Genomic DNA, 25,557 nt, shown 5'->3' with positions numbered 1-25,557 from the left:
GGTTTACTTACACGGACTGGTTAAGGCCTGTACAACCGAACCTGTTGACGCCTGATTTGGGCGGTTAATGAGCTATCTACCCTACCAGTGTTTAAAATTGTGATCAACTTCACATATATGTTTAGGTTTCGTCAACGGAGGTAAATAAGGTGATTCTGAGTCTCTTTTTTTAAAGCGCAGAGTTGTTCTTTTTTACGCTTTCAATCTCTATTTTATTGCGCTTCCTTAATAAAAAGTCACTGTCGTTATTATTATTCTGCCAGGTAATTCTCTCTCATTTTTCACAAATTCTTTACGGTAATTTTAAATATTCAGATCGCACTGGAATGTTTAGATTGATTATGTGACAAAGATAACTAAAACACTGTTTCGTTTTGATTGAATCAGCATTCCGATGAATGCAAGATAATAGCCGATGTCATACCACCGGGAAGCGAAAGACGCCGTTCCCAGGCGCAATCGCTACGTACAACATAAAGAGAATGCAGGTTAATTTGCTTTCTTTTTAGATATAACAATCTGAATTTTAATATTTTTTGCCACCTTACCCGTTTGTTCCACGGGCAAGAAGTGAGGACATTTATGAGAATTAAAGCCACCATTGAACGCATCCCTGGTGGGATGATGTTGATTCCATTGCTGCTGGGTGCGGTTGTAAATACCCTTGCACCGAATACCGGTGCTTATTTTGGTTCCTTTACAAAAGGCATGATTACCGGCACGGTACCGATTCTTGCTGTGTGGTTTTTCTGTATTGGGGCATCGATTGATTTACGCGCTACCGGTACGGTCTTGCGTAAATCCGGCACGCTGGTGATTACCAAAATTGCCGTAGCGTGGGCAGTGGCAATGATTGCTGCATCGTTTATTCCGGATACCGGTATTCAGACCGGTTTCTTTGCCGGTCTTTCCGTACTGGCGATTGTTTCCGCGATGGATATGACCAACGGCGGTCTGTATGCCAGCCTGATGAACCAGTACGGTACGAAAGAAGAGTCTGGTGCGTTCGTCCTGATGTCTCTGGAATCCGGTCCGTTGATGACGATGGTCATCCTTGGCGCGGCGGGTCTGGGCTCCTTTGAACCCCATCACTTTATCGGCGCGGTGCTGCCGTTCCTGGTCGGCTTCGCGCTGGGCAACCTTGACCACGATCTGCGTGCATTCTTCAGTAAAGCGACGCCGGTACTGATTCCGTTCTTCGGCTTTGCGTTGAGTAACACCATCAACCTGGGCGTGATTGTTGATACAGGTCTGTTGGGTATCCTGCTGGGTGTGGCGGTCATTATCATCACCGGTATTCCGCTGATTATTGCTGACCGCGTGATCGGTGGCGGTAATGGTACTGCGGGTGTCGCGGCGTCCTCTGCGGCAGGTGCCGCCGTCGCCAACCCGGTGATCATCGCGCAAATCAACCCGGCGTTTGAACCGGTCGCCGCCTCCGCAACGGCGCTGGTCGCCGCAAGCGTAGTGGTCACGGCGATTCTGGTGCCCATTATTACGGCGCTCTACGCCAAACGTTTCGCCAGGCTTCCGGCACCAGCGACGGTGGAAGAAACGACAGCGGAATCCGCAAACCACTAATCATCACCCCTCTCCTCTCAGCGCATGAGGGGAGAGGGTGGAAACACCTCTTCAACCATCGCATCCACCAGTCGTTTTGCCGAACAGAGTCGCGGCATACCCAGCGCAACCGTCTGCCAGCGCTGCGTCACAGACCAGCACACCGGATGTTTATCCGCCTCACACCAGTCTCCCAGCCAGCTCAGCATGTCGCTGTAGTCGCCTGAACCGGTGGTCGCGGGGGTATTTAGCCACTGGTGATAGTAGTGACGCGTCGTGGGTGCGGCATTGATACTGTGGGCCAGATAGTTTGTCGCCATCGCCCGGAGATTATCTTTCAGCATCGCCGCCACGTCCGGATTCGCCAGACGGCAGGCATCGCCAAACGGTCCCCAGCGCAACTCTTCCAGCGCAATAAAACAGCGCCCCGGTAACGACCACCCCTCATACGCGCCCGCCAGCCAGCGGGTAAACACCTGCTCGCTGTGTTCCCCGGCCTGGACCGTAAGACCACGCTGGCTCAGCGCCTTCTCCTTCCAGGCGCTACGCTGGCGAAACCATTCGCTCAGCGAAGTAAGCTGTTGAGCCAGTCCAGGGATGGACGGCCCGCGAGAGAGGTCAGTCTGTTGTAAAACATGCAATCGTGCAGAGATTCGCGTCAGCGCCAGATGCCCCGGATCGAGCATGCCCGCCAGTTTTTCCACCAGCTTCAGGCGCATCATCAGATGTTCACTGAACATTCCGGCCATGGCCCACGCCCGCAACTGCGTCCGGGAGAGGATCTCCAGCGTCAGGCGTTCGCGAAACTGCTGCTGTTGCAGCGTGCCGCCTGCCCGTTTCGGTTCTTCTCCCTGAACCAGATCGACCATAAACTTCGGGTGGATACATTCCAGCGTCCGTCCGGGGCCTTCCAGTAACGCGTTTGTCATGTGTGTTCGGCCGCAAAAAGGGTTTGAATGTCGTCACGGAGCAGACGGGAGTCTTCATAAATCCAGGCGGAGGCGGCAATACTGTGCTGCAACTGCTGACTCAGACTCTGGACAGCCGATTCATTTTGCTGACGAACCAGCAAACTCTCACGCAGGCTCTCCTGCAATCCCGCCAGGCACAATGAGAAATCGGCAAAAAATGTTGCCATACCTGCCGTAACTGAAACATCGACCTGCGCGGCTAAAGCTTTACGAATTTGTTGGCAGAAATGGCTGACGTACTCCACCAGACTTTGGTGCAGCGCATTAATATCAATCAGATAGCGCGTCTTCGCTTCAACATAGTCATTCCAGCGCCAGTTCGGCTGATTCAGCCAGCGGGAGAACGTCTCACGCACCCCGCCCACCCGGGGTTCATCGCTTTCGACGTGGTCCTGCTGGGCAATCGCGTCGCTGAACAACTGCCGCGTCGTGAAGTTAAACATGGCGGCGTGAAAGGCCGGGAAGCTTATCCTGGGACTGAATCCCGCATGACTCAACTCCGCTTTCACCCGCATTTCGATGGGGCGCATCGCCTCATTCAGCGAACGGCTGAGGGTCACTTCCAGTTGTTCAAAACGTATTCCCAGGTCACGGCTGATGTTTTCCTGCGCCGCCAGCAGGACGCCCTCACAGGCGGCACGCAGCTTACTGAGGATCACCTGCGCCTGCGCTTCGTCGTGCAGCACCAGCATCTCTGCGTCAAACTCCGCCTGCGGTAGCGGCGACCAGCTATCGCCACGCGACAGTTTCAGTATCTGCTCGCGGCTGAAAAAGGTCTCGATACTGCGCAAGATCGTGGCCTGCTGCTGGTTGAGAAAGCCGTTGGCCGACGTCAGCGCCAGCCCGACCTCATGGTGGACTTCATCGCTGACGCTGTCCTGACTCACCTTCAACTGCTGCATGTCCTCTTCCAGACGCACGATATTTTGTTGCAGCGTGTCAAAAGCCACCGTCAGACAGTGATAGCGGAAATCCAGATATTCGCGGGCGCTGTGGGCGTAATTCAGCAATTTATGCGAGGCGGAGCGCAATGCATACAGCGATGCATTGGCATAAGCGGCATGAATTAAGGTCCGGATCGGCTGTTCAAACAGCGAATCTTCCCACAGCAAGTCCGCGGCGTGGCGAAGGTGTTCAATATCATCGAGGTCGGCGCTTCGCCAGCGCCGCCCGAGCGCCGCTTCGGCAAAGTCCTGCACCCAACGCTGCTCCTCGTGATCCGGCAGATGACCGCGGCTTGCCAGTTCATGACGCGCCCGGTTGGCCAGATATCCCCACATCGAAGAGACCGGATAAATCTGCGCCGGGTTAATACAGCCCTTCATCAGGGTGCCGGAAATCAGCGCCCTCACCTGCTCTTCGTCATCGCTGTTGCGATCTTTCTGGTCAAATTTATTCACCAGCGCATACAGCGGCACCGATTTTCCGACCGCGGCGATGGCCTGGCGGACCTCTTCATCGGAAATCGATTTCAGCTGTGTATAGTCCATCACCGCCAGCACGGCGGAGGCACGGGCCAGTTGCTCATTGAGCATTTTTTGCAGGTGCGGCTGCCCGGCTTCATTTGGCCCCGGCGTATCCAGCAACGTCAGTTGGCCAGGATAGTTCTCCAGCCCCGCCAGGTGTACAAACTCCACCTCAATCACTGGAATATGTTCAATAGCCGCATAGGCAGAAAAAGGAAAATCGACCTCCAGCGCTTTCGATAAGCGCACCAAATCGTTGAGGCTTTTCAGACAGTGAAAGATCGGCTGCGCGCCGAGATAATGGCGCTCAAACGCTTCCCCTCTTTCGATGCGCTGCATGAGACCATTCATGTCTTTATCAATTTCCAGCACCTGAGTCAGACTCTGCCGATCGCAAGCATGCATGCTCTCCTGGAGGGTCTTCATCAGCGCCTCGATGGGCGCAACGTGGGAAAAATGCAGCACCGGTTCTTTCTGACCGGGTGTATGGCGGATCAGCGTCGGCAATGCCGTCATCGGACGATTGCGATTGGGCAGTACTTCCGTCCCGACAATGGCATTGATCGTTGTCGATTTTCCCGCTTTCATGGTACCGACGATCGCCAGCACCATTTCCAGTCGCGAGATTTTTCGCAACTCATTGTTCAGCGTGGCCTGTTGGGTTTCGATCCCACGGGCGCTAAAATGCATGGGCTGAACGTTAAGGTCGTCCTCTCTCTTTAATGAGGAAGCGCCCTCCAGCGTTGCCGTTGGCATTTTTTTTACCGTTTTAAGATGTTCTAAAGAGAGCATCAGCAAGCGTTCCGCTTCCTGGCTCAATTCATATATTGTCTGTGTGTACATAAAAAATGTTTCCTTAACGCAAATTTTATTGCTTTTATTTAGCCGTTTCATTTTATTAGTGAATATTCGGCTTTAATAATTACGTATGGAAAAGAATTTATTAATTAATCTACTGATATTATTGAAATTATTATTTTAATTACTGTCTTTTGAATGACGTTCAGTGACGTAAAGAAGTAAAAAAGCGTAGTTCAGTTTTATAAAAAACCAGACCAGTTTAGGTTAATTTCACCTACCAAAAATAAGGGGTAAAGCGCTGAAAGAACCCAGACTGAAAATCGACCAGCCAATTATTTAGGATATTTCTCGCCACCTTATCTCAAATAACAAACGGTAGCAATTTCCCTTAAAAATATTACCTCGATTTTTTGGCCTGGCCGTCCGGTTACGGTCACAGTTCGGCATTTACGTTAAAAACAGAGTAGTCCCGACAACGTTAAGGATTTTGTGTATAATTGCGTCCTTTTTCGGCAATCTGCCATTTTTTGGGCGCTTTTGCCCTTGCTGACTTTTGAGGAAATCGACATGTCATTACCCCACTGCCCACAATGCAACTCCGAATACACTTACGAAGATAACGGCATGTACATCTGCCCGGAATGTGCCCACGAATGGAACGATGCGGAATCGGCGCATGAAGACGATTCGCTGATTGTGAAAGATGCCAACGGTAATCTGCTGGCTGACGGCGACAGCGTCACCGTGGTGAAGGATCTGAAAGTGAAAGGCAGCTCCTCGATGCTGAAAATCGGTACGAAAGTAAAAAACATTCGTCTGGTGGAAGGCGACCACAACATCGATTGCAAAATTGATGGATTTGGCCCGATGAAACTGAAATCAGAGTTCGTGAAAAAGAACTGATTTTAATTGCCCGGTGGCGCTTCGCTTACCGGGCCCGGGGTAACTACACTTAAGTGGCTTCTCTTACCTGAGGTAAAGATTATGCCGTTAAGTCCCTACATCTCTTTTGCCGGAAACTGTGCTGACGCCATCGCGTATTATCAAAAGACGTTGGGTGCAGAACTCCTTTATAAAATCAGCTTCGGTGAAATGCCCAAATCGGCGCAGGACAGCGAAGACGGTTGCCCGTCCGCAATGACATTCCCCGATACCGCTATCGCCCATGCCAACGTGCGTATCGCCAATAGCGACATCATGATGAGTGATGCCATTTCATCGGACAACGCCCACTATTCTGGATTCACGCTGGTCCTCGACACGCAAAATGTCGATGAAGGGAAGCGCTGGTTTGACCATCTCGCCGCTGAGGGTCAAATCGAAATGGACTGGCAGGAAACCTTCTGGGCACATGGCTTTGGCAAAGTCAGCGATCGCTACGGTATACCGTGGATGATCAATGTCGTCAAACAACCCCAGCCAACCGAGTAACACAGCGGGGGGCGTGCCTCCCGTCTTGTCATCAAACTCACCTTAACTCTTCATCGGCAGGTAACGCCCCCTTAACCCAAACGTCATATTGATCCGCCACGATGGGGCCACTTTTTTTAGAGAGGCCGCATCATGGAAACGATCATTCGCGTCGAGAAACTCTCCAAAACGTTTAATCAGCATCAGGCGCTGCATGCGGTTGATCTGAACATCGGTTCCGGTGAGATGGTGGCTCTGCTTGGGCCGTCAGGCTCCGGCAAATCCACCCTTTTACGTCATCTGAGCGGCTTAATTACCGGCGATAAATCGCCAGGCAGCCGCGTCGAACTGCTCGGTCGCACCGTTCAGCATGAAGGCCGACTGGCGCGCGATATCCGCAAGAGCCGCGCGCATACCGGTTACATCTTCCAACAGTTCAATCTGGTGAATCGCCTGACGGTGCTGGAGAACGTGCTGATTGGCGCGCTTGGCAGTACACCGTTCTGGCGCACCTGTTTTAGCTGGTTTAGCGCAGAGCAGAAACAGCGCGCGCTCCAGGCGCTGACCCGCGTCGGGATGGCGCACTTTGCGCACCAGCGCGTCTCAACGCTCTCCGGCGGTCAGCAGCAGCGTGTGGCAATCGCCCGGGCGCTGATGCAACAGGCCAAAGTGATCCTCGCCGACGAACCGATTGCCTCACTGGACCCGGAATCGGCGCGCATCGTGATGGACACCCTGCGCGACATCAACCAGACCGACGGCATTACCGTCGTCGTCACGCTGCATCAGGTGGATTACGCCCTGCGCTACTGCGAACGCATTGTCGCGCTGCGTCAGGGACACGTCTTCTATGACGGCAGCAGCCAGCTCTTTGATAACGAAAGATTTGACCATCTCTACCGCAGCATGAACCGCGTCGAACCGAACGCACAGGCTGCTTAATTCAAAAAGACCAGGCGGACAAGTGAAACAGCCTGGAACAATATGAGGAATGGAAATGAGCTATAAAACGGTAGCCGCGCTGGCCTTTACCAGCATGTTCAGCGTCAGTACTCTGCTCAGTCCCGCCTTTGCCGAAGAGCAGGAAAAAGCGCTGAACTTTGGCATTATTTCAACCGAATCACAGCAAAACCTGAAACCCCAATGGGACCCGTTCCTGAAGGACATGGAGAAGACGCTGGGCGTAAAAGTGAACGCCTTCTTCGCCCCGGACTACGCCGGGATCATCCAGGGTATGCGCTTTAATAAAGTCGATATCGCCTGGTACGGCAACCTCTCGGCAATGGAAGCCGTGGATCGCGCCAACGGCCAGGTCTTCGCCCAGACCGTCGCCGCCGATGGATCTCCGGGTTACTGGAGCGTGCTGATCGTGAACAAGGACAGCCCGATCAACAACCTCGACGAACTGATCGCCAAACGCAAAGAGCTCACCTTCGGTAACGGCGATCCCAACTCCACCTCCGGTTATCTCGTCCCGGGCTATTACGTCTTCGCAAAAAACAACATCGCCGCCAGCGACTTCAAACGCACCGTCAACGCCGGTCATGAAACCAATGCCCTCGCGGTCGCTAACAAACAGGTAGACGTTGCCACTAACAATACCGAGAACCTCGATAAGCTGAAAACCTCCGCGCCGGACAAGCTGAAAGCGCTGAAGGTTATCTGGAAGTCGCCGCTGATCCCGGGCGATCCGATCGTCTGGCGTAAGAACCTCTCAGAAACCACCAAGGACAAGGTGTACGACTTCTTCATGAACTACGGCAAAACAGCGGAAGAAAAAACCGTGCTGGAACGTCTGGGCTGGGCACCGTTCCGTGCCTCCAGCGACCTGCAACTGGTACCGATTCGCCAGCTCGCGCTGTTTAAAGAGATGCAGAGCGTGCAGGACAACAAAGGACTGAACGCTGAAGAGAAAACCAGTAAATCTTCCGCGATTAAAGCGCAACTGGACGATCTCGACCGTCTGACCGCCGCGCTCGGCGCCATGACCAGCGTGAACAAAGCAGTGCAGTAATGCTATGCCCGGTGGCGCTGTGCTTACCGGGCCTACATTCCACCTGTAGGCCGGATAAGCGTAGCGTCATCCGGCAATGACAGTAATGTGTAGGCCGGATAAGGCAACGCCGCCATCCGGCAATGACAGACCACGGAGAACTTCATGCAAACCATCACCGTCCCACCTCCGAAACGTAGCTGGTTCTCGCTCGTGAGTTGGGCCATTCTGCTCGCCGTGCTGGTCGTGTCGTGGAAAGGCGCCGAAATGGCCCCGCTCACGCTGATTCAGGATTCCGGCAACATGGCGACCTTCGCCGCCGATTTCTTCCCACCGGACTTCAGCCAGTGGCGGGACTACCTCGGCGAAATGGCAGTAACCCTGCAAATTGCCGTCTGGGGCACCGCGCTGGCCGTGATCCTCTCCATTCCCTTCGGCCTGATGTGCGCCGACAACCTCGTGCCCTGGTGGATCTACCAGCCAATGCGAAGGGCGATGGACGCCTGCCGCGCCATCAACGAAATGGTGTTTGCCATGCTGTTCGTGGTCGCCGTCGGTCTCGGTCCCTTTGCTGGCGTCATGGCGCTGTTTATCCACACCACCGGCGTACTTTCCAAACTGCTGTCCGAAGCGGTGGAAGCCATTGAACCCGGTCCGGTTGAAGGCATTCGCGCCACCGGCGCCAACAAAATCGAAGAGATTCTTTACGGCGTGCTGCCCCAGGTGATGCCGCTGCTGATCTCCTACTCACTGTATCGCTTTGAATCCAACGTCCGCTCGGCAACCGTAGTGGGGATGGTGGGCGCAGGCGGCATTGGCGTCACGTTGTGGGAGGCGATTCGCGGTTTCCAGTTCCAGCAAACCTGCGCCCTGATGGTGTTGATCATCGTCACCGTCAGCCTGCTGGATTTTCTCTCCCAGCGTTTACGTAAGCACTTTATCTGATTAGCGAGGCATTGATTGCTATGCACTTGTCTACACATCCGACCAGTTATCCGACGCGTTATCAGGAGATTGCCGCGAGACTTGAGCAGGAGCTACGCCAACACTACCGCTGCGGCGATTACCTGCCCGCCGAGCATCAGCTTGCCGCGCATTATGAGGTTAACCGTCACACCCTGCGCCGCGCCATCGACCAGTTGGTTGAGCGCGGATGGGTACAGCGTCGTCAGGGCGTTGGCGTGCTGGTGCTGATGCGCCCGTTCGATTATCCGCTTAACGCCCAGGCACGCTTCAGTCAAAACCTGTTGGATCAGGGAAGCCATCCCACCAGCGAAAAACTGCTGGCGGTGCTGCGCCCGGCTTCCCGTCACGTTGCCGATGCGCTCAGCACGCAGGAGGGCACTAACGTCATCCACCTGCGCACCCTGCGACGGGTGAACGGCATTGCCCTGTGTCTGATTGACCATTACTTTTCCGACCTCACCCTCTGGCCGCTGCTGCAGGGCTTTAACCACGGCTCGCTGCACGACTATTTGCGCGAGCAGTCCGGCCTCACGCTCAAACGCACGCAGACACGCATCAGCGCCCGCCGTGCGCAGGCGAAAGAGAGCAAGGTCCTGGAAATCCCCAACATGGCGCCGCTGCTCTGCGTGCGCACCCTGAACCACCGTGAAGGCGAAGAACGTGCGATGGAGTACTCCGTCAGCCTGACCCGCGCCGACATGATCGAATTCACTATGGAGCACTGAATGCATTTCGATACCGCCACCCGCCAACGCTGGATGCGCGCGTTGGCTTTCAGTAAGGCCGATACCCTGAATGCGCGGCTCCAGGCGTTAAAGCTGGCGCCGGAATATGAGCTGATTCGCGCCCCGGAAACCGGGCTGATGCAAATTCAGGCGCGCATGGGCGGCACCGGTAACCGCTTCTTTGCCGGAGACACCACGCTGACCCGCGCAGTAGTACGCCTGAAAAGCGGCACGCTGGGCTACAGCTACCTGCTGGGACGCAACAAACATCACGCCGAGCAGTGCGCCGTCATCGACGCCTTACTGCAGGAACAGACGCATTTCCAGAACCTGATGGAAACCTTAATTAGCCCGCTGGAGGCAGAACGCGAGGCGGAAATTACCGCCCGTCGCGCCGAAGTCAACGCCAGCCGGGTCGACTTCTTTACGCTGGTACGCGGAGATAACGAATGACCCTACAGACCGCCTTTACCCTGCCCGTCCAGGACGCCCAACAAAGCTTTCGCCGCCTGCTGAAAGCGATGAGCGAACCGGGGGTGATTGTTGCCCTGCATCAACTGAAACACGGCTGGCAGCCGTTGAATCTGGCAACCACCAGCGTTCTGCTGACGCTGGTCGATGGCGATACGCCGGTCTGGCTGTCGCCTGCGCTTAATAATGACGTCGCCAGCCAGAACCTGCGTTTTCACACCAACGCGCCGATGGTCGAACAGCCGCAACTGGCAACCTTTGCCGTGGCCGACGAGCAGATCAGCAGCGAACAGCTTAATGCCCTCTCCGCCGGTTCTGCCGTCGCGCCGGAATCCAGCGCCACGCTGATCGTGCAGGTCTCCAGCCTTAGCGGCGGGCGGATGCTACGTCTGACCGGCGCGGGGATCGCCGAAGAGCGGATGATCGCGCCGCAGTTGCCAGAGTGCCTGATTCACGAACTCACCGAGCGCCCGCACCCGTTCCCGCTGGGCGTCGATCTTATCCTCACCTGCGGCGAACGGCTGCTGGCCATTCCGCGAACCACTCATGTGGAGGTGTGCTGATGTACGTAGCCGTCAAGGGGGGCGAGAAGGCAATAGCCAATGCCCATGCGTTACAGGAGCACCGACGCCGGGGCGACGATGCGGTTGTCGAACTGAGCGTGGCGCAGATCGAACAGCAGATGAATCTGGCTGTCGACAGGGTAATGACCGAAGGCGGTATTGCCGATCGCGAACTGGCGGCGCTGGCGCTCAAGCAGGCCAGCGGCGATAACGTCGAAGCCATCTTTCTGCTGCGCGCCTATCGCACCACGCTGGCGAAGCTGGCGGTGAGTGAGCCGCTGAACAGCGCGGAAATGCGCCTGGAACGCCGTATCTCCGCCGTCTATAAAGATATTCCGGGTGGACAGCTGTTAGGGCCAACCTATGACTACACCCATCGTCTGCTCGATTTTACGCTGCTGGCGAATGGCGAAACGCCACCGTTGCGGACCGCAGAGAGTACACAGGAAGCCGCCCCGCACGTCTTTTCGCTGTTGGCGAATCAGGGGCTGGCGAAGCCCGAAGAAGATAACGGCATCGCGCCGGATGACATCACCCGCACGCCGCCGGTTTATCCCTGCTCCCGCGCCTCGCGCCTGCAACAGCTGATGCGTGGCGATGAGGGCTATCTGCTGGCGCTGGCCTACTCTACCCAGCGCGGCTACGGGCGCAATCACCCGTTCGCAGCCGAGATCCGCAGCGGTTACGTTGCACTGGAAACGGTGCCGGAAGAGCTGGGATTTGCGGTCAACGTTGGCGAACTGCTGATGACCGAATGCGAAATGGTCAACGGCTTTGTCGCCCCGGAACACGACGCGCCCCACTTTACTCGCGGCTACGGGCTGGTGTTCGGCATGAGCGAACGCAAAGCGATGGCAATGGCGCTGGTGGACCGCGCCCTACAGGCACCCGACTACGATGAAACGGTCACGGGACCGGCACAGGACGAAGAGTTCGTGCTGGCGCATGCGGATAACGTCGAGGCGGCGGGTTTTGTTTCGCACCTCAAACTCCCCCACTACGTCGATTTCCAGGCCGAGCTGGAACTGCTCAAACGCCTGCAACAGGAGGCCGCCCGTGACCACTAACCTCTCCGGCTACAACTTTGCTTATCTGGATGAACAGACCAAACGCATGATCCGCCGCGCGATCCTCAAAGCGGTGGCGATCCCAGGCTATCAGGTGCCGTTCGGTGGTCGCGAAATGCCGATGCCCTACGGCTGGGGAACCGGCGGGATCCAGATTACCGCCAGCGTGATTGGTGAACCGGATGTGCTGAAAGTCATCGATCAGGGCGCGGATGACACCACCAACGCCGTATCGATCCGCAACTTCTTCAAACGCGTCACCGGCGTTAATACCACCGAACGCGCGGAAGACGCCACGCTTATCCAGACCCGTCACCGGATCCCGGAAACGCCGCTGGGGGAAGATCAGATCATTATCTTCCAGGTGCCGATCCCCGAACCGCTGCGCTTTATCGAGCCGCGCGAGACAGAAACCCGCACTATGCATGCGCTGGAGGAGTACGGGATCATGCAGGTAAAACTGTATGAAGATATCGCCCGCTTCGGCCACATCGCGACCACCTACGCCTACCCGGTGAAGGTGAATGGCCGCTATGTGATGGACCCGTCGCCAATCCCGAAATTCGATAACCCGAAGATGGACATGATGCCCGCCCTCCAGCTGTTTGGCGCGGGACGCGAAAAACGCATCTACGCCGTGCCGCCGTATACCCGCGTGAAAAGCCTCGACTTCGACGATCATCCGTTCACCGTGCAGACCTGGGATGAGCCCTGCGCCATCTGCGGTTCAACACACAGTTATCTTGACGAAGTGGTGCTCGATGACACCGGCAAACGGATGTTTGTCTGCTCCGACACCGACTACTGCCGCCAACAGAGCGAGGCACTCAGCCAATGACGCAACCGCTGCTTTCGGTTAATAACCTGACCCATCTCTACGCACCGGGCAAAGGCTTCAGCGAGGTCTCTTTTGACCTGTGGCCTGGCGAAGTGCTGGGCATTGTCGGGGAGTCCGGTTCCGGCAAAACCACCCTGCTGAAATCGATCTCTTCACGCCTGACGCCGCAGTCGGGCGAGATTCAGTACCAGAACCGTTCGCTGTACGCCATGAGCGAGGCCGACCGCCGTCGCCTGCTGCGCACCGAATGGGGCGTGGTGCATCAGCATCCACTGGACGGCCTGCGTCGTCAGGTCTCTGCGGGCGGCAATATCGGCGAACGCCTGATGGCGACCGGTGCGCGCCACTACGGCGAGATCCGCGCCACGGCGCAGCGCTGGCTGGAAGAGGTCGAAATTCCGGCCTCACGTATCGACGACCTGCCGACCACCTTTTCCGGCGGCATGCAGCAACGTCTGCAGATCGCCCGCAACCTCGTCACGCATCCGAAGCTGGTGTTTATGGATGAACCGACCGGCGGCCTGGACGTCTCCGTACAGGCGAAGCTACTGGACCTGCTGCGTGGACTGGTGGTGGAACTGGATCTGGCAGTGGTGATTGTCACCCACGATTTAGGCGTCGCGCGCCTGCTGGCAGACCGTCTGCTGGTGATGAAACAGGGTCAGGTGGTGGAAAGTGGATTAACCGACCGCGTGCTCGACGATCCACATCATCCGTATACCCAACTGCTGGTGTCGTCGGTTTTACAGAATTGATGTCGTTGTTTTGCCGGATGACGACGCTAACGCGTCTTATCCGGCCTACACATTTCGTAGGCCTGATAAGCAAAGCGCCATCAGGCAATTGAATGCACAAATGCTTAAAGAGGCTAAAAATGAACGCGATCCGCGTTGAAAACGTCAGTAAAACCTTTGTGCTCCACCAGCAAAACGGTGTGCGCCTGCCGGTGCTGCAAAACGCCTCGCTGGAGGTAAAAAACGGGGAATGCGTCGTACTGCACGGTCACTCCGGCAGCGGGAAATCCACGCTGCTGCGTTCGCTGTATGCCAACTATCTGCCCGACGAAGGGCAAATCCATATTCGCCATCGCGACGAGTGGGTGGATCTGGTGCAGGCACCGGCGCGCAAAGTGCTGGAAGTGCGCCGTGCGACGATCGGCTGGGTGAGTCAGTTTCTGCGGGTGATCCCACGCGTCTGCACGCTGGATGTCGTCATGCAGCCGCTACTGGATCTCGGCGTACCGCGCGAGGCGTGCGCCGCTAAAGCCGCAAACCTGCTGACCCGTCTGAACGTGCCGGAACGCCTGTGGCATCTCGCCCCGTCAACCTTTTCCGGCGGTGAACAACAGCGCGTCAACATTGCGCGCGGTTTTATCGTCGATTACCCGATTTTGTTACTCGACGAACCGACCGCATCGCTCGATGCCAAAAACAGTGCCGCCGTGGTGGCGCTGATTGAAGAGGCAAAAGCGCGCGGCGCGGCCATTGTCGGCATTTTTCACGATCAAACTGTGCGCGACCGCGTAGCGGATCGTTTGCACCTGATGGGAACAACACCATGATTATCAACAATGTAAAGCTGGTGCTGGAAGATGAAGTGGTGCAGGGATCGCTGGAAATGCAGGAGGGTGTGATTCGCGCGTTTGCGCAAAGTCAGAGCCGTCTGCCACAGGCGCTGGACGGTGAAGGCGGCTGGCTGCTGCCGGGACTGATTGAGCTTCACACCGACAATCTCGACAAATTCTTCACCCCCCGCCCGAAGGTGGACTGGCCCGCCCATTCGGCGATGAGCAGCCACGACGCGCTGATGGTCGCCAGCGGTATCACCACCGTGCTGGACGCGGTAGCGATTGGCGATGTCCGCGACGGCGGCGATCGCCTGGAAAACCTGGAGAAGATGATCAACGCCGTGGAAGAGACGCAAAAGCGTGGGGTGAACCGCGCCGAACACCGCCTGCATCTGCGCTGCGAACTGCCGCACCACACCACGTTACCGCTGTTCGAGAAACTGGTGGGTCGTGAACCGGTCACGCTGGTTTCGCTGATGGATCACTCGCCGGGCCAGCGCCAGTTCGCCAACCGCGAGAAGTACCGTGAGTATTATCAGGGCAAGTATTCGCTGACCGATGAACAGATGGCGCGTTACGAAGAGGAACAGCTTCAGCTTGCCGCACGCTGGTCACAGCCCAACCGGACGGCCATCGCGCAGTTGTGCCGTGAGCGCAACATTGCGCTGGCGAGCCACGATGACGCCACCGCCGGACATGTGCTTGAATCACATCAGCTTGGCAGCGTGATCGCCGAATTTCCCACCACCTTCGAAGCCGCAGAAGCCTCACGCCAGCACGGCATGAACGTGCTGATGGGCGCACCGAACATCGTGCGCGGCGGCTCTCACTCCGGCAACGTCGCGGCGCATACGCTGGCGGAGTTGGGCCTGCTGGATATTCTCTCGTCGGATTACTACCCTGCCAGCCTGCTGGATGCGGCGTTTCGCGTCGCGGACGACGCGGCCAACCGCTTCACCCTGCCGCAGGCGATCCGCCTGGTCACCGCCAACCCGGCACGGGCGCTCAGTCTCAGCGATCGCGGCACGATCGCCGAAGGGAAACGCGCCGATCTGGTACTGGCACACCGCAAGGGCGATCACATCCACATCGACCACGTCTGGCGTCAGGGAAAGAGGGTGTTCTGAGTATGGGAAAACTGATCTGGCTGATGGGGCCGTCCGGCTCCGGAAAGGACAGTTTGCTGACGGCACTCCGTCAGCAGGAACATGCGCAACTGCTGGTGGCGCATCGTTACATCACCCGCGCGGCGAACGCCGGGAGCGAGAATCATGTTGCCCTGAGCGAACAGGAGTTTTTCACCCGCGCCGGGCATAACCTGCTGGCGCTAAGCTGGCATGCTAACGGCTTTTACTATGGCGTCGGCGTGGAGATCGATCTCTGGCTCAACGGCGGCTTCGACGTAGTGGTCAACGGCTCCCGGGCGCATCTTCCCCAGGCGCAGGCGCGCTACGGTACGGCGCTGCTGCCGGTCTGTTTGCAGGTCTCCCCCACGATTTTGCGCCAGCGTTTACAGGCGCGCGGGCGGGAAAGCGAAACGGAGATCGCCGCGCGTCTCGAACGCGCCGCCCGCTATGCCCCGTTTGACTGCCATACGTTGAATAACGACGGCAGTTTGCGCCAGTCCGTCGATACACTGTTAACGTTAATGGGACGCAAGGAGCCACGCCATGTCTGCCTGTGAACTTCGTCGCGCCACGGTACAAGACACCGAGGCCGTGTACGCGCTCATCTGCGAACTGAAACAAACCACGTTTGATTACCCGGCCTTTCGCGCCGGATTCACCGCCAATTTGCAGGATACCCGATTGCGCTATCAGTTGGCGCTGCTTGACGGTGAGGCGGTTGGGTTGATTGGCCTGCATTTGCAGTATCATTTACATCACGCCAACTGGATTGGCGAGATTCAGGAGCTGGTGGTGATGCCGCAGGCGCGGAGTCTGAAAATCGGCAGCCAGTTGTTGGCATGGGCGGAACAGGAAGCCCGCGAGGCGGGAGCGGAGATGACGGAGCTGTCCACCAGCGTGAAGCGTCATAACGCCCACCGTTTTTATCTGCGCGAAGGCTACGAACAGAGCCATTTTCGCTTCACAAAAGCATTGTGAGGTACGTAGCCCGGATAAGGCGCTCGCGTCGCCATCCGGCACGATACGACAAGGGGAGTCACGATGAGCCTGACCATTACGCTGAGCGGCACGGGCGGCGCGCAAGGGGTGCCGGCGTATGGCTGCGACTGCGCCGCCTGTCGTCGCGCACGCTTGCAGGAACAGTATCGCCGACGCCCGTGTAGCGGCGTGGTCAAATTCAACGATGCGGTGACGCTGCTGGATGCGGGCATACCGCACCTGATGGACGACTGGCCGGCGGGCAGTTTCCGACAGTTTTTACTCACCCACTACCACATGGACCATGTACAGGGATTGTTTCCGCTGCGCTGGGGCGTTGGTGCGTCTATCCCGGTGTATGGCCCGCCGGACGAACAGGGTTGCGACGATCTGTTTAAGCACCCCGGCATTCTGGACTTTAGCTACACCGTCGAGCCGTTTGTGGTGTTTGAGTTACAGGGATTACAGGTCACACCGTTGCCGCTGAATCACTCAAAGCTGACGTTGGGTTATCTTCTGGAGACGGCGCACAGTCGCGTGGCGTGGCTATCCGACACCGCCGGACTGCCCGATAAAACGCTCACCTTTCTGCTCAACAATCAGCCGCAGGTTATCGTCATCGACTGTAGCCATGCGCCGAGTCCGGAACCCCCGCGCAACCACGGTGATTTAACCACGGTGATGGCGATGAATGAGGTGATCCACTGCCCGCAGGTGATCCTCACCCATATTAGCCACCAGTTCGACGTCTGGCTGATGGATAACCCGCTCCCGGACGGATTTGAAGCGGGCTATGACGGAATGCAGATTGTGGTGGATTAGGGCATTTTGTGCACGACTGCGTTAACGTTCGTCGTCCTCTTCCATTCGACGCTCTTCATCTTCCAGTTGGCGGCGCTCGCGATCGAGCTGGCGCTGGCGTTCATCCAGTTGACGACGTCTGTCCTCAAACTGACGGCGACGGTCGTCATACTGCCTGCGGCGATCGTCGCTCATTTCGTTCTGCCACCTGTCGTCACGCGAATCCTCGTAGTCCCGCCCGCTGTCAGGCGTATAGGCATCGTTGATCGCCTGCTGAATGTTGCCGATGGCATCATCAATAATATCGGCCTGCGCCGGCACGGTAGCCAGCGACAGCAGACTGAATAAAAAGAGCGTCGGAGTGCGTTTCATAAAACCAGCCTCAAAAGGGGACGTTTTCTACGTTAGTCAACGCAACCTGATGCAACCAGAGGAGGAATCCCAAATTCAGTCTGGGTCAGCAGCGTCCCTCCATGGGTGTACCGGGTTCAAAGCCTTAGCCAGCCAACACGACTCTGCCGCTGCGCGGGGTCGATATGTTGTCATTCACTGGAAATCGTCACGTCAAATATGACGACAGCCTGCTTTTCGTCAGGGTTTTGACCAAAAATTACCCGTAATATCAGGGAAAGTCCCCAATTAAAATGTGGCATAAAAGATGCATACTCAGGGCGACAAGCGTGTATGCGCGATTTGATTAACTGGAGCGAAACCGATGAAAAAAGTCGTCACGGTTTGCCCGTATTGCGCATCAGGTTGCAAGATAAACCTGGTGGTCGATAACGGCAAAATCGTCCGGGCTGAGGCGGCGCAGGGGAAAACCAATCAGGGTACTCTGTGTCTGAAGGGCTATTACGGCTGGGATTTCATTAACGATACCCAGATCCTGACCCCGCGCCTGAAAACCCCTATGATTCGTCGCCAGCGTGGCGGCAAACTGGAATCTGTTTCCTGGGATGAAGCGCTGAACTACGTCGCCGAGCGCCTGAGCGCCATCAAAGCGAAATACGGCCCTGATGCCATCCAGACGACCGGCTCGTCTCGTGGTACCGGGAATGAAACCAACTACATCATGCAAAAATTTGCGCGCGCCGTTATTGGTACCAATAACGTTGACTGCTGCGCTCGCGTCTGACACGGCCCATCGGTTGCAGGTCTGCACCAGTCGGTCGGTAACGGCGCAATGAGTAATGCAATTAACGAAATTGATAACACCGATTTAGTGTTTATCTTCGGCTACAACCCGGCGGATTCCCACCCTATTGTGGCGAATCACGTGATTAACGCTAAACGTAACGGGGCGAAAATTATCGTCTGCGATCCGCGCAAAATTGAAACCGCGCGCATTGCCGACATGCACATCGCATTGCGAAACGGCTCGAATATCGCGCTGTTGAACGCAATGGGTCATGTCATTATTGAAGAAAACCTCTACGACCAGGCGTTTGTGGCCTCGCGTACGGAAGGCTTTGAAGAGTACCGCAAGATTGTCGAAGGCTATACGCCGGAGTCCGTTGAGGAGATAACCGGCGTCAGCGCGAGTGAAATTCGCCAGGCGGCGCGGATGTATGCCGGAGCGAAAAACGCGACCATCCTGTGGGGCATGGGCGTAACCCAGTTCTATCAGGGCGTGGAAACCGTGCGTTCACTGACCAGCCTCGCGATGCTGACCGGCAACCTCGGTAAGCCCAGCGTGGGCGTTAACCCGGTACGTGGTCAGAACAACGTTCAGGGCGCGTGCGATATGGGTGCGCTGCCGGATACCTATCCGGGCTATCAGTATGTGAAAGAACCGGCCAACCGCGAGAAATTCGCCAAAGCCTGGGGCGTGGACAGTCTGCCCGCGCACACCGGCTATCGCATCAGCGAGCTGCCGCACCGTGCGGCGCATGGCGAAGTGCGTGCGGCATACATCATGGGTGAAGATCCGCTGCAAACCGATGCGGAACTCTCTGCGGTGCGCAAAGGTTTTGAGGATCTGGAGCTGGTCATCGTGCAGGACATCTTTATGACCAAAACCGCCTCGGCGGCGGATGTTATTTTACCGTCGACGTCATGGGGTGAGCATGAAGGGGTCTTTACCGCGGCTGACCGTGGCTTCCAGCGCTTCTTTAAAGCCGTTGAACCGAAGTGGGATCTGAAAACCGACTGGCAAATCATCAGTGAAATTGCCACACGGATGGGGTATCCGATGCACTACAACAACACCCAGGAGATCTGGGATGAGTTGCGTCATCTGTGCCCGGATTTCTACGGTGCCACTTACGAGAAGATGGGCGAACTGGGGTATATCCAGTGGCCTTGCCGCGACACGGCGGACGCCGATCAGGGGACGTCTTACCTCTTTAAAGAGAAGTTTGATACCCCGAACGGCATGGCGCAGTTCTTCACCTGCGACTGGGTTGCACCTATCGATAAACTCACCGAAGAGTACCCGATGGTACTGTCAACGGTGCGTGAAGTCGGCCACTACTCCTGTCGTTCGATGACCGGTAACTGTGCGGCCCTGGCCGCGCTGGCAGACGAACCGGGCTATGCGCAAATCAACGCGGCCGACGCGGCGCGTCTGGGCATTGAAGATGAAGCGCTGGTCTGGGTTCACTCGCGCAAAGGCAAAATCATCACCCGCGCACAGGTCAGCGAACGCCCGAACAAAGGGGCGATTTATATGACCTACCAGTGGTGGATTGGCGCCTGTAACGAGTTGGTGACGGAGAACTTAAGCCCGATTACTAAAACGCCGGAGTACAAGTATTGCGCCGTGCGCGTGGAGCCGATTGCCAATCAATCCGCCGCCGAGCAGTACGTGATTGATGAGTACAACAAGCTGAAGGCCCACCTGCGCGAAACCGCAATGGGTTAACCACAACGTTGATGCATCTCAACAGCCTCCTCCCGGAGGCTGTTTTTTTATCCATACGATCTCTTTATACTGTCCATTCCGTACCCTAATTAAAATTTAATAATGAAACCACTTCTTGCATTGATGTTATTGATGACATTCTTTGCCCGTGCTGCCAATCCTGAGCCTGGAAGCCAGTATTTGCAGGCCGCAGAGGCAGGTGACAAACGCGCGCAATATTACCTTGCTGACAGCTGGTTTAGCTTCGGCGATTTGAGCAAAGCCGAGTACTGGGCACAGAAATCCGCTGATAATGGCGATGCGGATGCTTGTGCGCTGCTGGCGCAAATTAAAATCACTAACCCGGTCAGTCTGGATTATCCGGAAGCGAAAATGCTGGCGGAAAAGGCTGCCCAGGCGGGCAGTAAAGCGGGTGAAATTACGCTGGCGCGAATTCTGGTCAATACTCAGGCCGGTAGACCCGATTACCCCAAAGCCATTTCCCTGCTGCAAAACGCTTCTGAAAATCTGGAGAGCGATGTTGCTGTAGACGCGCAGATGTTGCTCGGTCTGATTTACGCCAACGGCGTCGGGATTCAGGCCGATGATGATAAAGCGACCTGGTACTTCAAGCGCAGTTCCGCCATCTCTCGTACCGGATATTCCGAATACTGGGCGGGAATGATGTTTCTGAACGGCGAACAGGGCTTTATTGAGAAGAATAAACAGAAGGCGCTGCACTGGTTAAATCTGAGCTGTAGCGAAGGGTTTGATACCGGCTGCGAAGAGTTTGATAAGTTAACCAATGGGTGAATCAGATTGGCGGATTGCCTGATGACGACGCTCACGCGTCTTATCAGGCCTACACATCCTTTGTAGGCCTGATAAGCGAAGCGCCATCAGGCAACTCGCTAACCGTTACTGGGCGGTCTTATCGAATTTGCCCAGTACTTCGCGCTCATACGCCAGCGCTTTTTTGCGGTCAAACTTGTGTTCCCATTTGGCGATAACCAGCACCGCCAGCGCATTCCCCACCACGTTCAGCGCCGTACGCGCCATGTCGAGAATACGATCCACACCCGCGATAAAGGCCAGGCCTTCCAATGGAATGCCTACGCTACCAAGCGTTGCCAGCAGTACCACGAAGGAGACGCCCGGTACGCCGGCAATCCCTTTCGATGTCACCATCAGCGTCAGCACCAGCACGATTTCCTGCCACAGCGACAGATCGATACCGTACAACTGCGCGATGAAGATCGCGGCAATACTCTGGTACAGGGTCGAACCATCGAGGTTGAACGAGTAACCGGTCGGCACCACAAAACTGGTGATCGAGGCCGGCGCGCCATAGGCTTCCATCTTCTCGATAATCCGCGGTAGAACGCTTTCGGAGCTGGCGGTAGAGTACGCCAGAATCAACTCGTCTTTCAGAATGCGGATCAGGATCCAGATGCTCAGCCCGCAAATGCGCGCGACGATACCCAGCACCACCAGCGCGAAGAACAGGATCGCGAAATGAACCAACAGTACCAGCTTCGCCAGCGGCCACAGTGAGGCAAAACCGAAGTTCGCCACGGTCACGGCAATCAGCGCGAATACCCCGATCGGCGCATAGCGCATCACCATGTGCGTCACTTTAAACATGGTTTCGGAAATGGAACGGAACACCGTCACCAGCGGCTCACGATGCGTTGCCGGCAGTGAGGAAAGCCCCAGACCAAACAGCACCGAGAAAAAGATAATGGGCAGCATGTCGCCCTTCGCCATCGAGGCGACGATGTTCGTCGGGACCAGCGACAGAATCGTGCCCATCAGGCCATGCGCGTGGCTCTGCACTTCTGCCGTCGTGTTCTGGTATTTCGAAATGTCCACGGTCGCCAGTTGCGACATATCAATGCCGGACCCCGGCTGAAACACATTCGCCAGCGTAATCCCGAGGATAATGGCGATGGTCGTGATCACTTCGAAATAGAGAATCGTTTTCGCGCCGATACGTCCCAGTTGTTTCGCATCGCCGACACCGGCAATGCCGACAACCAGCGTAGAGATCACAATCGGCACAACGATCATTTTAATCAGATGAATAAAGATATCCCCTGCCGGAGAGAGCAGGTTTGCAATCAGCCACTCGCGGCTATCGCTGTGATAATGCAGATAACTGCCGAGTAAAATGCCCAGCACCATGGCAATCAGGATCTGCCAGGCCAGGCTGAGTTTAAAACTTTTCATAACGACGGACTTCCTCAATGGAGCGCCATTCCGGTTAAAAAAACAGGAATGGTTACATACTGAAAGGGTATGAATTGTGTTGCGTTGGTTTGTAGAGTTTTTTAACGCACATAATCAGTACCATTTGCAGGGCATCTTACGCAACCCTTTAAGAACAGGGCTTTTCGCTGAAATAATGCATAATAACGCGAATTTATCGGGATTGAGTTGCATAACTATTTGTTATGGAAAGATTTTTAAATCTGCATTTTTGAATTATAACTTTCAGGAATTATTTTGACCGCGAGGTTCATTTGCTTGTTTTTTAAACAGATAAATGACGCAAATCACAAAATTATTTCTGCCGATTCTGTAACAATTTCGCCATATTAATCGACTCTATCAGTTGTACACGATTCACCCGCGGCGAATTTAAATCCAGGACTTTTTGCCACTGCAAAATCGCCTGTTTGTAATCCGCCTGCATAAATGCATCCGACGCCAGCAGCATTAATGCGGTGACTTCCGAAGCATCCAGCGCCAGCGCCTTGTCAATCATCTCGCGAGTCGCCGGCGTCATATGCTGCCCGGCCTGGTAGTAGAGCACGGTCGCCAGCGCCGAATAGATCTCCGCATTCTCTCCACGGCTACGCAGCGCCTGACGATAAGCCAGTAGCGCATTATCGTAATCATTACGCCACAGATAATACTCGCCGAGCAGCGCCCACTTTTCGCTGTCCTGCGGGTTGGCGCGAATCTGTTTTTGCAGGGCTAACAACTGGGCTTCCGGCGTCGATGTTTCAGCAAATTCATGCAGCGGATCGGCCAGTCGTCGTTGTTCGTCACGCACGGCCTGCCATTTTGGCGACAGCAGGTAGCCACTGAGGCAAACGCTAATCATCAGCCCAACGGCCAGCGCCAGCCACTTCAGCGGCAGCGGACGAAAAGACGCGTCTGAACGTTCGGGCAGGCTCATGGCTCGTCCTCCTCTTTACGTTGACGCGTACTGACCCGCCAGAGCACCCCGCCCACCAGCAGCAACAGCAGGCACGGAAGCGCCCACAGCAGCATGGTCTGTCCGTTGAGCGGCGGGTTATAGCGGACAAAATCACCATACCGTTCGGTCATCCAGGCGGTGATTTCGGCTTCATTTTTCCCTTCTGCCACCATCGTATAGACCTGATGGCGCATACTGACGGCAACCGGCGCGTTGGATTCCAGCAAGTTTTGATTCTGACACTGCGGGCAGCGTAACTGACTGGCGATCGACAACGCCTTTTCCTGCTGCTGCGGGTTATCAAAGGCCCAGGTATCCACCACCTGAGCATGAGCGGAAAAGGAGATAACCAACAGTAAGATAAACGCCATGAGAGTGCCTGATAACGCTGTGCCTATCAGGCCTGCGCAGCGCTTAAATCGTAGGCCGGATAAGGCGTGTGCGCCGCCATCCGGCACATTGCAGATAAGACTACGCATCGCGCTTTCTCCCCCGCCAGCCGCTGAGCAGCGCCCCGGCAATCATCAACAGCCCGCCGCCCCAGATCCAGCGCACACCGCTCTGCACGTACAGGCGCATGGCATAACGCTCCTCGCCGGTTTTTTCGCCCATCACCGCATACCAGTCGTGAAGCAGATCCCAGCGGATGCCAGGCTCCATCATCTGCTGGCGGCGGGCGGAATAAAAGCGCCGCTCGGGCGTCAGGCTGCCTATCCGTTTGTCACCCTGCCACAGCGTAATAAGCGCCTTTTCGGTGGTGTAGTTCCCTTTCGCGGCCAGCTCCAGCCGTTCAAAACGGAAGGTGTAACCTGCCAGTTCAACCTGCTGACCCGGGCTCAGGTTGAGGCTTATCTCCTGGCGACTGCCGCTGGAGAAGAGAATCCCCGCGGCAAAAACCAGCACGCCAGCGTGCGCCAGCAGCGCCGGAAGCTGTCGGCGTACGGACCGCTTCCGGCTTCTGACCATCGAAATAGCGATCGCTACCAGCATCAACAGCCCAAACGGCAAGGTAGCACGGTTGAAGTAAGGTGCGCCCACGGAGAGTCGCCCCCAACCCAGCAGGCCATAAATCATCGGGTAGAGTGTACCCATCAGCACAATCAGCAGCACCGCGCAAAAGAGCAGCAGCGCTGCCAGAATCAACATCTCGCGCGACCATACGCCTAAACGGACTGTCTGTTGGCAGGCTCGCGCCCGCCAGCCGTACAAGCCGAGCGAGACCAGACTCAGAATGGCAAAGAGGGCAAACAGCGGTACAGCGCGCACGTTATCCAGCGCAAAGGCGTGTACAGAAACAAGAATGCCGGAGCGGACTATCAGCGTTCCCAGCAAAGAGAGGATCAGCGTGACGATCGCCAGCAACAGCGACCAGTGGCGGAAACTGCCGCGTTCGCGCGACACAGACAGGCTGTGCAGCAGCGCACTGGCGGAAAGCCAGGGTAATAAAGAGGCGTTTTCCACCGGGTCCCAGAACCACCAGCCGCCCCACCCCAGTTCGCAATACGCCCACCAGGAACCGAGAATGATACCGAGCGTCAGCGCGCACCAGCCGGGTAGCGCCCAGCGCCAGCATACCCAGGCCGTCATCTTCGTGAAATCGCCATGCAGCAGGGACGCCAGCGCCACACCGGCGGCGACCATCAAACCACCGTAGCCGAGATACAGCAGCGGCGGATGCAGGATCAGCCCCAGATGTTGCAGCATCGGGTTGAGATCGCGCCCTTCTATCGCCGGCGGAAAAATGCGGATAAACGGATCGGACCAGAACACGATGAACAGCAGCAGAAAGGCGACGATCGCGCAGAGCACGCCGAGCGTCAGCGGGAACAGGGGATCCGATTCGCGGCGATAACGCCAGGCAAACAGCGCGCTCCAGCCGGACAGGAAGAGTACCCACAACAACAGCGACCCTTCGTGACCACCCCATACCGCCGCCAGTTTGAGTCCCCACGACAACAGGCTGTGGCTGTGTTGTGCCACATAGAGAACCGAGAAGTCGCTGGTCAGAAAGCAGAATACCAGAATCGAAAAGGCGAGCAGCAGGCACGCAAATTGCGCCCAGACGCCTGCGCTCGCCAGACGCATTACGCCCTGCCAGCGCAGGCGTTCACCTGCCAGTACGGCAAGCGGGGTCAACACGTTGACCCCGAGACTGAATAGCAGCGCCAGAAAACCGGCTTCAGGAAGGAGTACGTCCAGAAATCAC

General features: G+C 56.3%; 25 protein-coding genes and 1 pseudogene. 19 read left to right on the top strand and 7 right to left on the bottom strand.

All coding sequences use genetic code 11. The features are described from left to right. Window positions 1-582 precede the first annotated feature (582 nt). The gene (gene kdgT, locus OGY35_RS03335) at window positions 583-1,581 is read left to right on the top strand and encodes a 2-keto-3-deoxygluconate transporter (RefSeq protein WP_286631412.1); all 999 of its coding nucleotides are present in this window, start codon (window positions 583-585) and stop codon (window positions 1,579-1,581) included. Between the two features lie 17 nt (window positions 1,582-1,598). Here kdgT and OGY35_RS03330 read toward each other — a convergent pair whose 3' ends face one another. Both OGY35_RS03330 and crfC read right to left on the bottom strand, forming a co-directional pair. Next, complete coding sequence (locus OGY35_RS03330; RefSeq protein ID WP_286631411.1) at window positions 1,599-2,489, bottom strand: diguanylate cyclase regulator RdcB family protein; 891 nt, start codon at window positions 2,487-2,489, stop codon at window positions 1,599-1,601. Beyond that, window positions 2,486-4,840: a clamp-binding protein CrfC gene (crfC, locus tag OGY35_RS03325; RefSeq protein WP_152401516.1), complete on the bottom strand. Its 2,355-nt coding sequence runs from the start codon at window positions 4,838-4,840 to the stop codon at window positions 2,486-2,488. The genes OGY35_RS03330 and crfC overlap by 4 nt, the downstream gene beginning before the upstream one ends. 525 nt (window positions 4,841-5,365) lie before the next feature. Between crfC and OGY35_RS03320 the strand changes: the two genes are divergently transcribed. The 16 genes from OGY35_RS03320 (at window position 5,366) to phnP (ending at window position 17,325) form a co-directional block, all read left to right on the top strand. After that, window positions 5,366-5,701 (top strand): zinc ribbon domain-containing protein YjdM, encoded by a 336-nt coding sequence (locus OGY35_RS03320; RefSeq protein WP_042321205.1) that lies wholly within the window; start codon window positions 5,366-5,368, stop codon window positions 5,699-5,701. Between the two features lie 81 nt (window positions 5,702-5,782). Then, the gene (yjdN, locus tag OGY35_RS03315; protein ID WP_178828204.1) at window positions 5,783-6,229 is read left to right on the top strand and encodes a VOC family metalloprotein YjdN; all 447 of its coding nucleotides are present in this window, start codon (window positions 5,783-5,785) and stop codon (window positions 6,227-6,229) included. A 132-nt stretch (window positions 6,230-6,361) separates the two neighbouring features. Next, window positions 6,362-7,150, top strand: coding sequence for a phosphonate ABC transporter ATP-binding protein (gene phnC / locus OGY35_RS03310; protein WP_286631410.1), 789 nt, complete (start codon window positions 6,362-6,364; stop codon window positions 7,148-7,150). Between the two features lie 55 nt (window positions 7,151-7,205). Continuing rightward, the gene (phnD, locus tag OGY35_RS03305; protein ID WP_286631409.1) at window positions 7,206-8,222 is read left to right on the top strand and encodes a phosphonate ABC transporter substrate-binding protein; all 1,017 of its coding nucleotides are present in this window, start codon (window positions 7,206-7,208) and stop codon (window positions 8,220-8,222) included. Window positions 8,223-8,366: 144 nt separating this feature from the next. Further along, on the top strand, window positions 8,367-9,146 hold the full coding sequence (gene phnE / locus OGY35_RS03300) for a phosphonate ABC transporter, permease protein PhnE (RefSeq protein ID WP_152401509.1): 780 nt from the start codon (window positions 8,367-8,369) through the stop codon (window positions 9,144-9,146). 20 nt (window positions 9,147-9,166) lie between these two features. Beyond that, window positions 9,167-9,892: a phosphonate metabolism transcriptional regulator PhnF gene (phnF, locus tag OGY35_RS03295; protein ID WP_152401507.1), complete on the top strand. Its 726-nt coding sequence runs from the start codon at window positions 9,167-9,169 to the stop codon at window positions 9,890-9,892. Continuing rightward, window positions 9,893-10,345 (top strand): phosphonate C-P lyase system protein PhnG, encoded by a 453-nt coding sequence (gene phnG, locus OGY35_RS03290; RefSeq protein ID WP_286631408.1) that lies wholly within the window; start codon window positions 9,893-9,895, stop codon window positions 10,343-10,345. After that, on the top strand, window positions 10,342-10,926 hold the full coding sequence (gene phnH, locus OGY35_RS03285; protein ID WP_286631407.1) for a phosphonate C-P lyase system protein PhnH: 585 nt from the start codon (window positions 10,342-10,344) through the stop codon (window positions 10,924-10,926). Before phnG ends, phnH begins: the two co-directional genes overlap by 4 nt. Beyond that, complete coding sequence (locus tag OGY35_RS03280) at window positions 10,926-11,993, top strand: carbon-phosphorus lyase complex subunit (RefSeq protein WP_286631406.1); 1,068 nt, start codon at window positions 10,926-10,928, stop codon at window positions 11,991-11,993. The genes phnH and OGY35_RS03280 overlap by 1 nt, the downstream gene beginning before the upstream one ends. 46 nt (window positions 11,994-12,039) lie before the next feature. Further along, entirely contained in the window at window positions 12,040-12,831 is a 792-nt protein-coding gene (gene phnJ / locus OGY35_RS03275) for an alpha-D-ribose 1-methylphosphonate 5-phosphate C-P-lyase PhnJ (protein WP_286631455.1), read from the top strand. After that, window positions 12,828-13,586: a phosphonate C-P lyase system protein PhnK gene (phnK, locus tag OGY35_RS03270; RefSeq protein ID WP_152401496.1), complete on the top strand. Its 759-nt coding sequence runs from the start codon at window positions 12,828-12,830 to the stop codon at window positions 13,584-13,586. The genes phnJ and phnK overlap by 4 nt, the downstream gene beginning before the upstream one ends. A gap of 119 nt (window positions 13,587-13,705) precedes the next feature. Further along, a complete protein-coding gene (phnL, locus tag OGY35_RS03265; protein ID WP_286631405.1) occupies window positions 13,706-14,392 on the top strand; it encodes a phosphonate C-P lyase system protein PhnL in 687 nt (228 codons plus the stop codon). Next, window positions 14,389-15,525 carry an alpha-D-ribose 1-methylphosphonate 5-triphosphate diphosphatase gene (phnM, locus tag OGY35_RS03260; protein ID WP_286631404.1) on the top strand — a complete coding sequence of 379 codons (1,137 nt, stop codon included), beginning with the start codon at window positions 14,389-14,391 and terminating at the stop codon, window positions 15,523-15,525. Before phnL ends, phnM begins: the two co-directional genes overlap by 4 nt. 2 nt (window positions 15,526-15,527) lie before the next feature. Next, window positions 15,528-16,082, top strand: coding sequence for a ribose 1,5-bisphosphokinase (gene phnN, locus OGY35_RS03255; RefSeq protein ID WP_286631403.1), 555 nt, complete (start codon window positions 15,528-15,530; stop codon window positions 16,080-16,082). Beyond that, window positions 16,069-16,503, top strand: coding sequence for an aminoalkylphosphonate N-acetyltransferase (gene phnO / locus OGY35_RS03250; protein WP_286631402.1), 435 nt, complete (start codon window positions 16,069-16,071; stop codon window positions 16,501-16,503). Before phnN ends, phnO begins: the two co-directional genes overlap by 14 nt. Window positions 16,504-16,566: 63 nt before the next feature. Continuing rightward, window positions 16,567-17,325: a phosphonate metabolism protein PhnP gene (gene phnP, locus OGY35_RS03245; protein ID WP_152401485.1), complete on the top strand. Its 759-nt coding sequence runs from the start codon at window positions 16,567-16,569 to the stop codon at window positions 17,323-17,325. Between the two features lie 21 nt (window positions 17,326-17,346). Here the strand turns inward: phnP and yjdP are convergent, their stop codons facing one another. Next, entirely contained in the window at window positions 17,347-17,676 is a 330-nt protein-coding gene (gene yjdP / locus OGY35_RS03240) for a DDRRRQL repeat protein YjdP (RefSeq protein WP_286631401.1), read from the bottom strand. Between the two features lie 343 nt (window positions 17,677-18,019). On the opposite strand from yjdP, the gene fdhF reads away from it, so the two are divergent. Both fdhF and yjcO read left to right on the top strand, forming a co-directional pair. Then, window positions 18,020-20,167, top strand: a complete 2,148-nt coding sequence (gene fdhF / locus OGY35_RS03235; RefSeq protein WP_286631400.1) for a formate dehydrogenase subunit alpha — start codon at window positions 18,020-18,022, stop codon at window positions 20,165-20,167. A 102-nt stretch (window positions 20,168-20,269) separates the two neighbouring features. Beyond that, the gene (yjcO, locus tag OGY35_RS03230) at window positions 20,270-20,959 is read left to right on the top strand and encodes a Sel1 family TPR-like repeat protein YjcO (RefSeq protein ID WP_286631399.1); all 690 of its coding nucleotides are present in this window, start codon (window positions 20,270-20,272) and stop codon (window positions 20,957-20,959) included. 105 nt (window positions 20,960-21,064) lie between these two features. Here the strand turns inward: yjcO and gltP are convergent, their stop codons facing one another. From gltP to OGY35_RS03215, 4 genes and pseudogenes are all read right to left on the bottom strand, one after another. Then, window positions 21,065-22,375 (bottom strand): glutamate/aspartate:proton symporter GltP, encoded by a 1,311-nt coding sequence (gltP, locus tag OGY35_RS03225; protein ID WP_152401477.1) that lies wholly within the window; start codon window positions 22,373-22,375, stop codon window positions 21,065-21,067. Window positions 22,376-22,709: 334 nt separating this feature from the next. Further along, window positions 22,710-23,330, bottom strand: coding sequence for a heme lyase NrfEFG subunit NrfG (gene nrfG, locus OGY35_RS03220; protein ID WP_286631398.1), 621 nt, complete (start codon window positions 23,328-23,330; stop codon window positions 22,710-22,712). Continuing rightward, window positions 23,327-23,809 carry a heme lyase NrfEFG subunit NrfF gene (gene nrfF, locus OGY35_RS24525; protein ID WP_371895984.1) on the bottom strand — a complete coding sequence of 161 codons (483 nt, stop codon included), beginning with the start codon at window positions 23,807-23,809 and terminating at the stop codon, window positions 23,327-23,329. Before nrfF ends, nrfG begins: the two co-directional genes overlap by 4 nt. Then, window positions 23,791-25,550 (bottom strand): annotated as a pseudogene (locus OGY35_RS03215) (heme lyase CcmF/NrfE family subunit); the annotation flags it as partial. The pseudogene OGY35_RS03215 and the gene nrfF, both read right to left, overlap by 19 nt. Window positions 25,551-25,557: the final 7 nt, after the last annotated feature.

Source organism: Citrobacter sp. Ct235 (assembly GCF_030332305.1).
Classification (GTDB): domain Bacteria; phylum Pseudomonadota; class Gammaproteobacteria; order Enterobacterales; family Enterobacteriaceae; genus Citrobacter_A; species Citrobacter_A telavivensis.
The sequence above is the reverse complement of the archived record's forward strand: the minus strand, read 5'-3'. Positions and strand labels throughout refer to the sequence as shown.

What these genes read in the sequence shown, in the direction of transcription:
- kdgT (WP_286631412.1), top strand. Translation starts at nt 583, where the DNA reads ATGAGAATTAAAGCCACCATTGAACGCATCCCTGGTGGGATGATGTTG.
- OGY35_RS03330 (WP_286631411.1), bottom strand. Translation starts at nt 2,489, where the DNA reads ATGACAAACGCGTTACTGGAAGGCCCCGGACGGACGCTGGAATGTATC.
- crfC (WP_152401516.1), bottom strand. Translation starts at nt 4,840, where the DNA reads ATGTACACACAGACAATATATGAATTGAGCCAGGAAGCGGAACGCTTG.
- OGY35_RS03320 (WP_042321205.1), top strand. Translation starts at nt 5,366, where the DNA reads ATGTCATTACCCCACTGCCCACAATGCAACTCCGAATACACTTACGAA.
- yjdN (WP_178828204.1), top strand. Translation starts at nt 5,783, where the DNA reads ATGCCGTTAAGTCCCTACATCTCTTTTGCCGGAAACTGTGCTGACGCC.
- phnC (WP_286631410.1), top strand. Translation starts at nt 6,362, where the DNA reads ATGGAAACGATCATTCGCGTCGAGAAACTCTCCAAAACGTTTAATCAG.
- phnD (WP_286631409.1), top strand. Translation starts at nt 7,206, where the DNA reads ATGAGCTATAAAACGGTAGCCGCGCTGGCCTTTACCAGCATGTTCAGC.
- phnE (WP_152401509.1), top strand. Translation starts at nt 8,367, where the DNA reads ATGCAAACCATCACCGTCCCACCTCCGAAACGTAGCTGGTTCTCGCTC.
- phnF (WP_152401507.1), top strand. Translation starts at nt 9,167, where the DNA reads ATGCACTTGTCTACACATCCGACCAGTTATCCGACGCGTTATCAGGAG.
- phnG (WP_286631408.1), top strand. Translation starts at nt 9,893, where the DNA reads ATGCATTTCGATACCGCCACCCGCCAACGCTGGATGCGCGCGTTGGCT.
- phnH (WP_286631407.1), top strand. Translation starts at nt 10,342, where the DNA reads ATGACCCTACAGACCGCCTTTACCCTGCCCGTCCAGGACGCCCAACAA.
- OGY35_RS03280 (WP_286631406.1), top strand. Translation starts at nt 10,926, where the DNA reads ATGTACGTAGCCGTCAAGGGGGGCGAGAAGGCAATAGCCAATGCCCAT.
- phnJ (WP_286631455.1), top strand. Translation starts at nt 12,040, where the DNA reads ATGATCCGCCGCGCGATCCTCAAAGCGGTGGCGATCCCAGGCTATCAG.
- phnK (WP_152401496.1), top strand. Translation starts at nt 12,828, where the DNA reads ATGACGCAACCGCTGCTTTCGGTTAATAACCTGACCCATCTCTACGCA.
- phnL (WP_286631405.1), top strand. Translation starts at nt 13,706, where the DNA reads ATGAACGCGATCCGCGTTGAAAACGTCAGTAAAACCTTTGTGCTCCAC.
- phnM (WP_286631404.1), top strand. Translation starts at nt 14,389, where the DNA reads ATGATTATCAACAATGTAAAGCTGGTGCTGGAAGATGAAGTGGTGCAG.
- phnN (WP_286631403.1), top strand. Translation starts at nt 15,528, where the DNA reads ATGGGAAAACTGATCTGGCTGATGGGGCCGTCCGGCTCCGGAAAGGAC.
- phnO (WP_286631402.1), top strand. Translation starts at nt 16,069, where the DNA reads ATGTCTGCCTGTGAACTTCGTCGCGCCACGGTACAAGACACCGAGGCC.
- phnP (WP_152401485.1), top strand. Translation starts at nt 16,567, where the DNA reads ATGAGCCTGACCATTACGCTGAGCGGCACGGGCGGCGCGCAAGGGGTG.
- yjdP (WP_286631401.1), bottom strand. Translation starts at nt 17,676, where the DNA reads ATGAAACGCACTCCGACGCTCTTTTTATTCAGTCTGCTGTCGCTGGCT.
- yjcO (WP_286631399.1), top strand. Translation starts at nt 20,270, where the DNA reads ATGAAACCACTTCTTGCATTGATGTTATTGATGACATTCTTTGCCCGT.
- gltP (WP_152401477.1), bottom strand. Translation starts at nt 22,375, where the DNA reads ATGAAAAGTTTTAAACTCAGCCTGGCCTGGCAGATCCTGATTGCCATG.
- nrfG (WP_286631398.1), bottom strand. Translation starts at nt 23,330, where the DNA reads ATGAGCCTGCCCGAACGTTCAGACGCGTCTTTTCGTCCGCTGCCGCTG.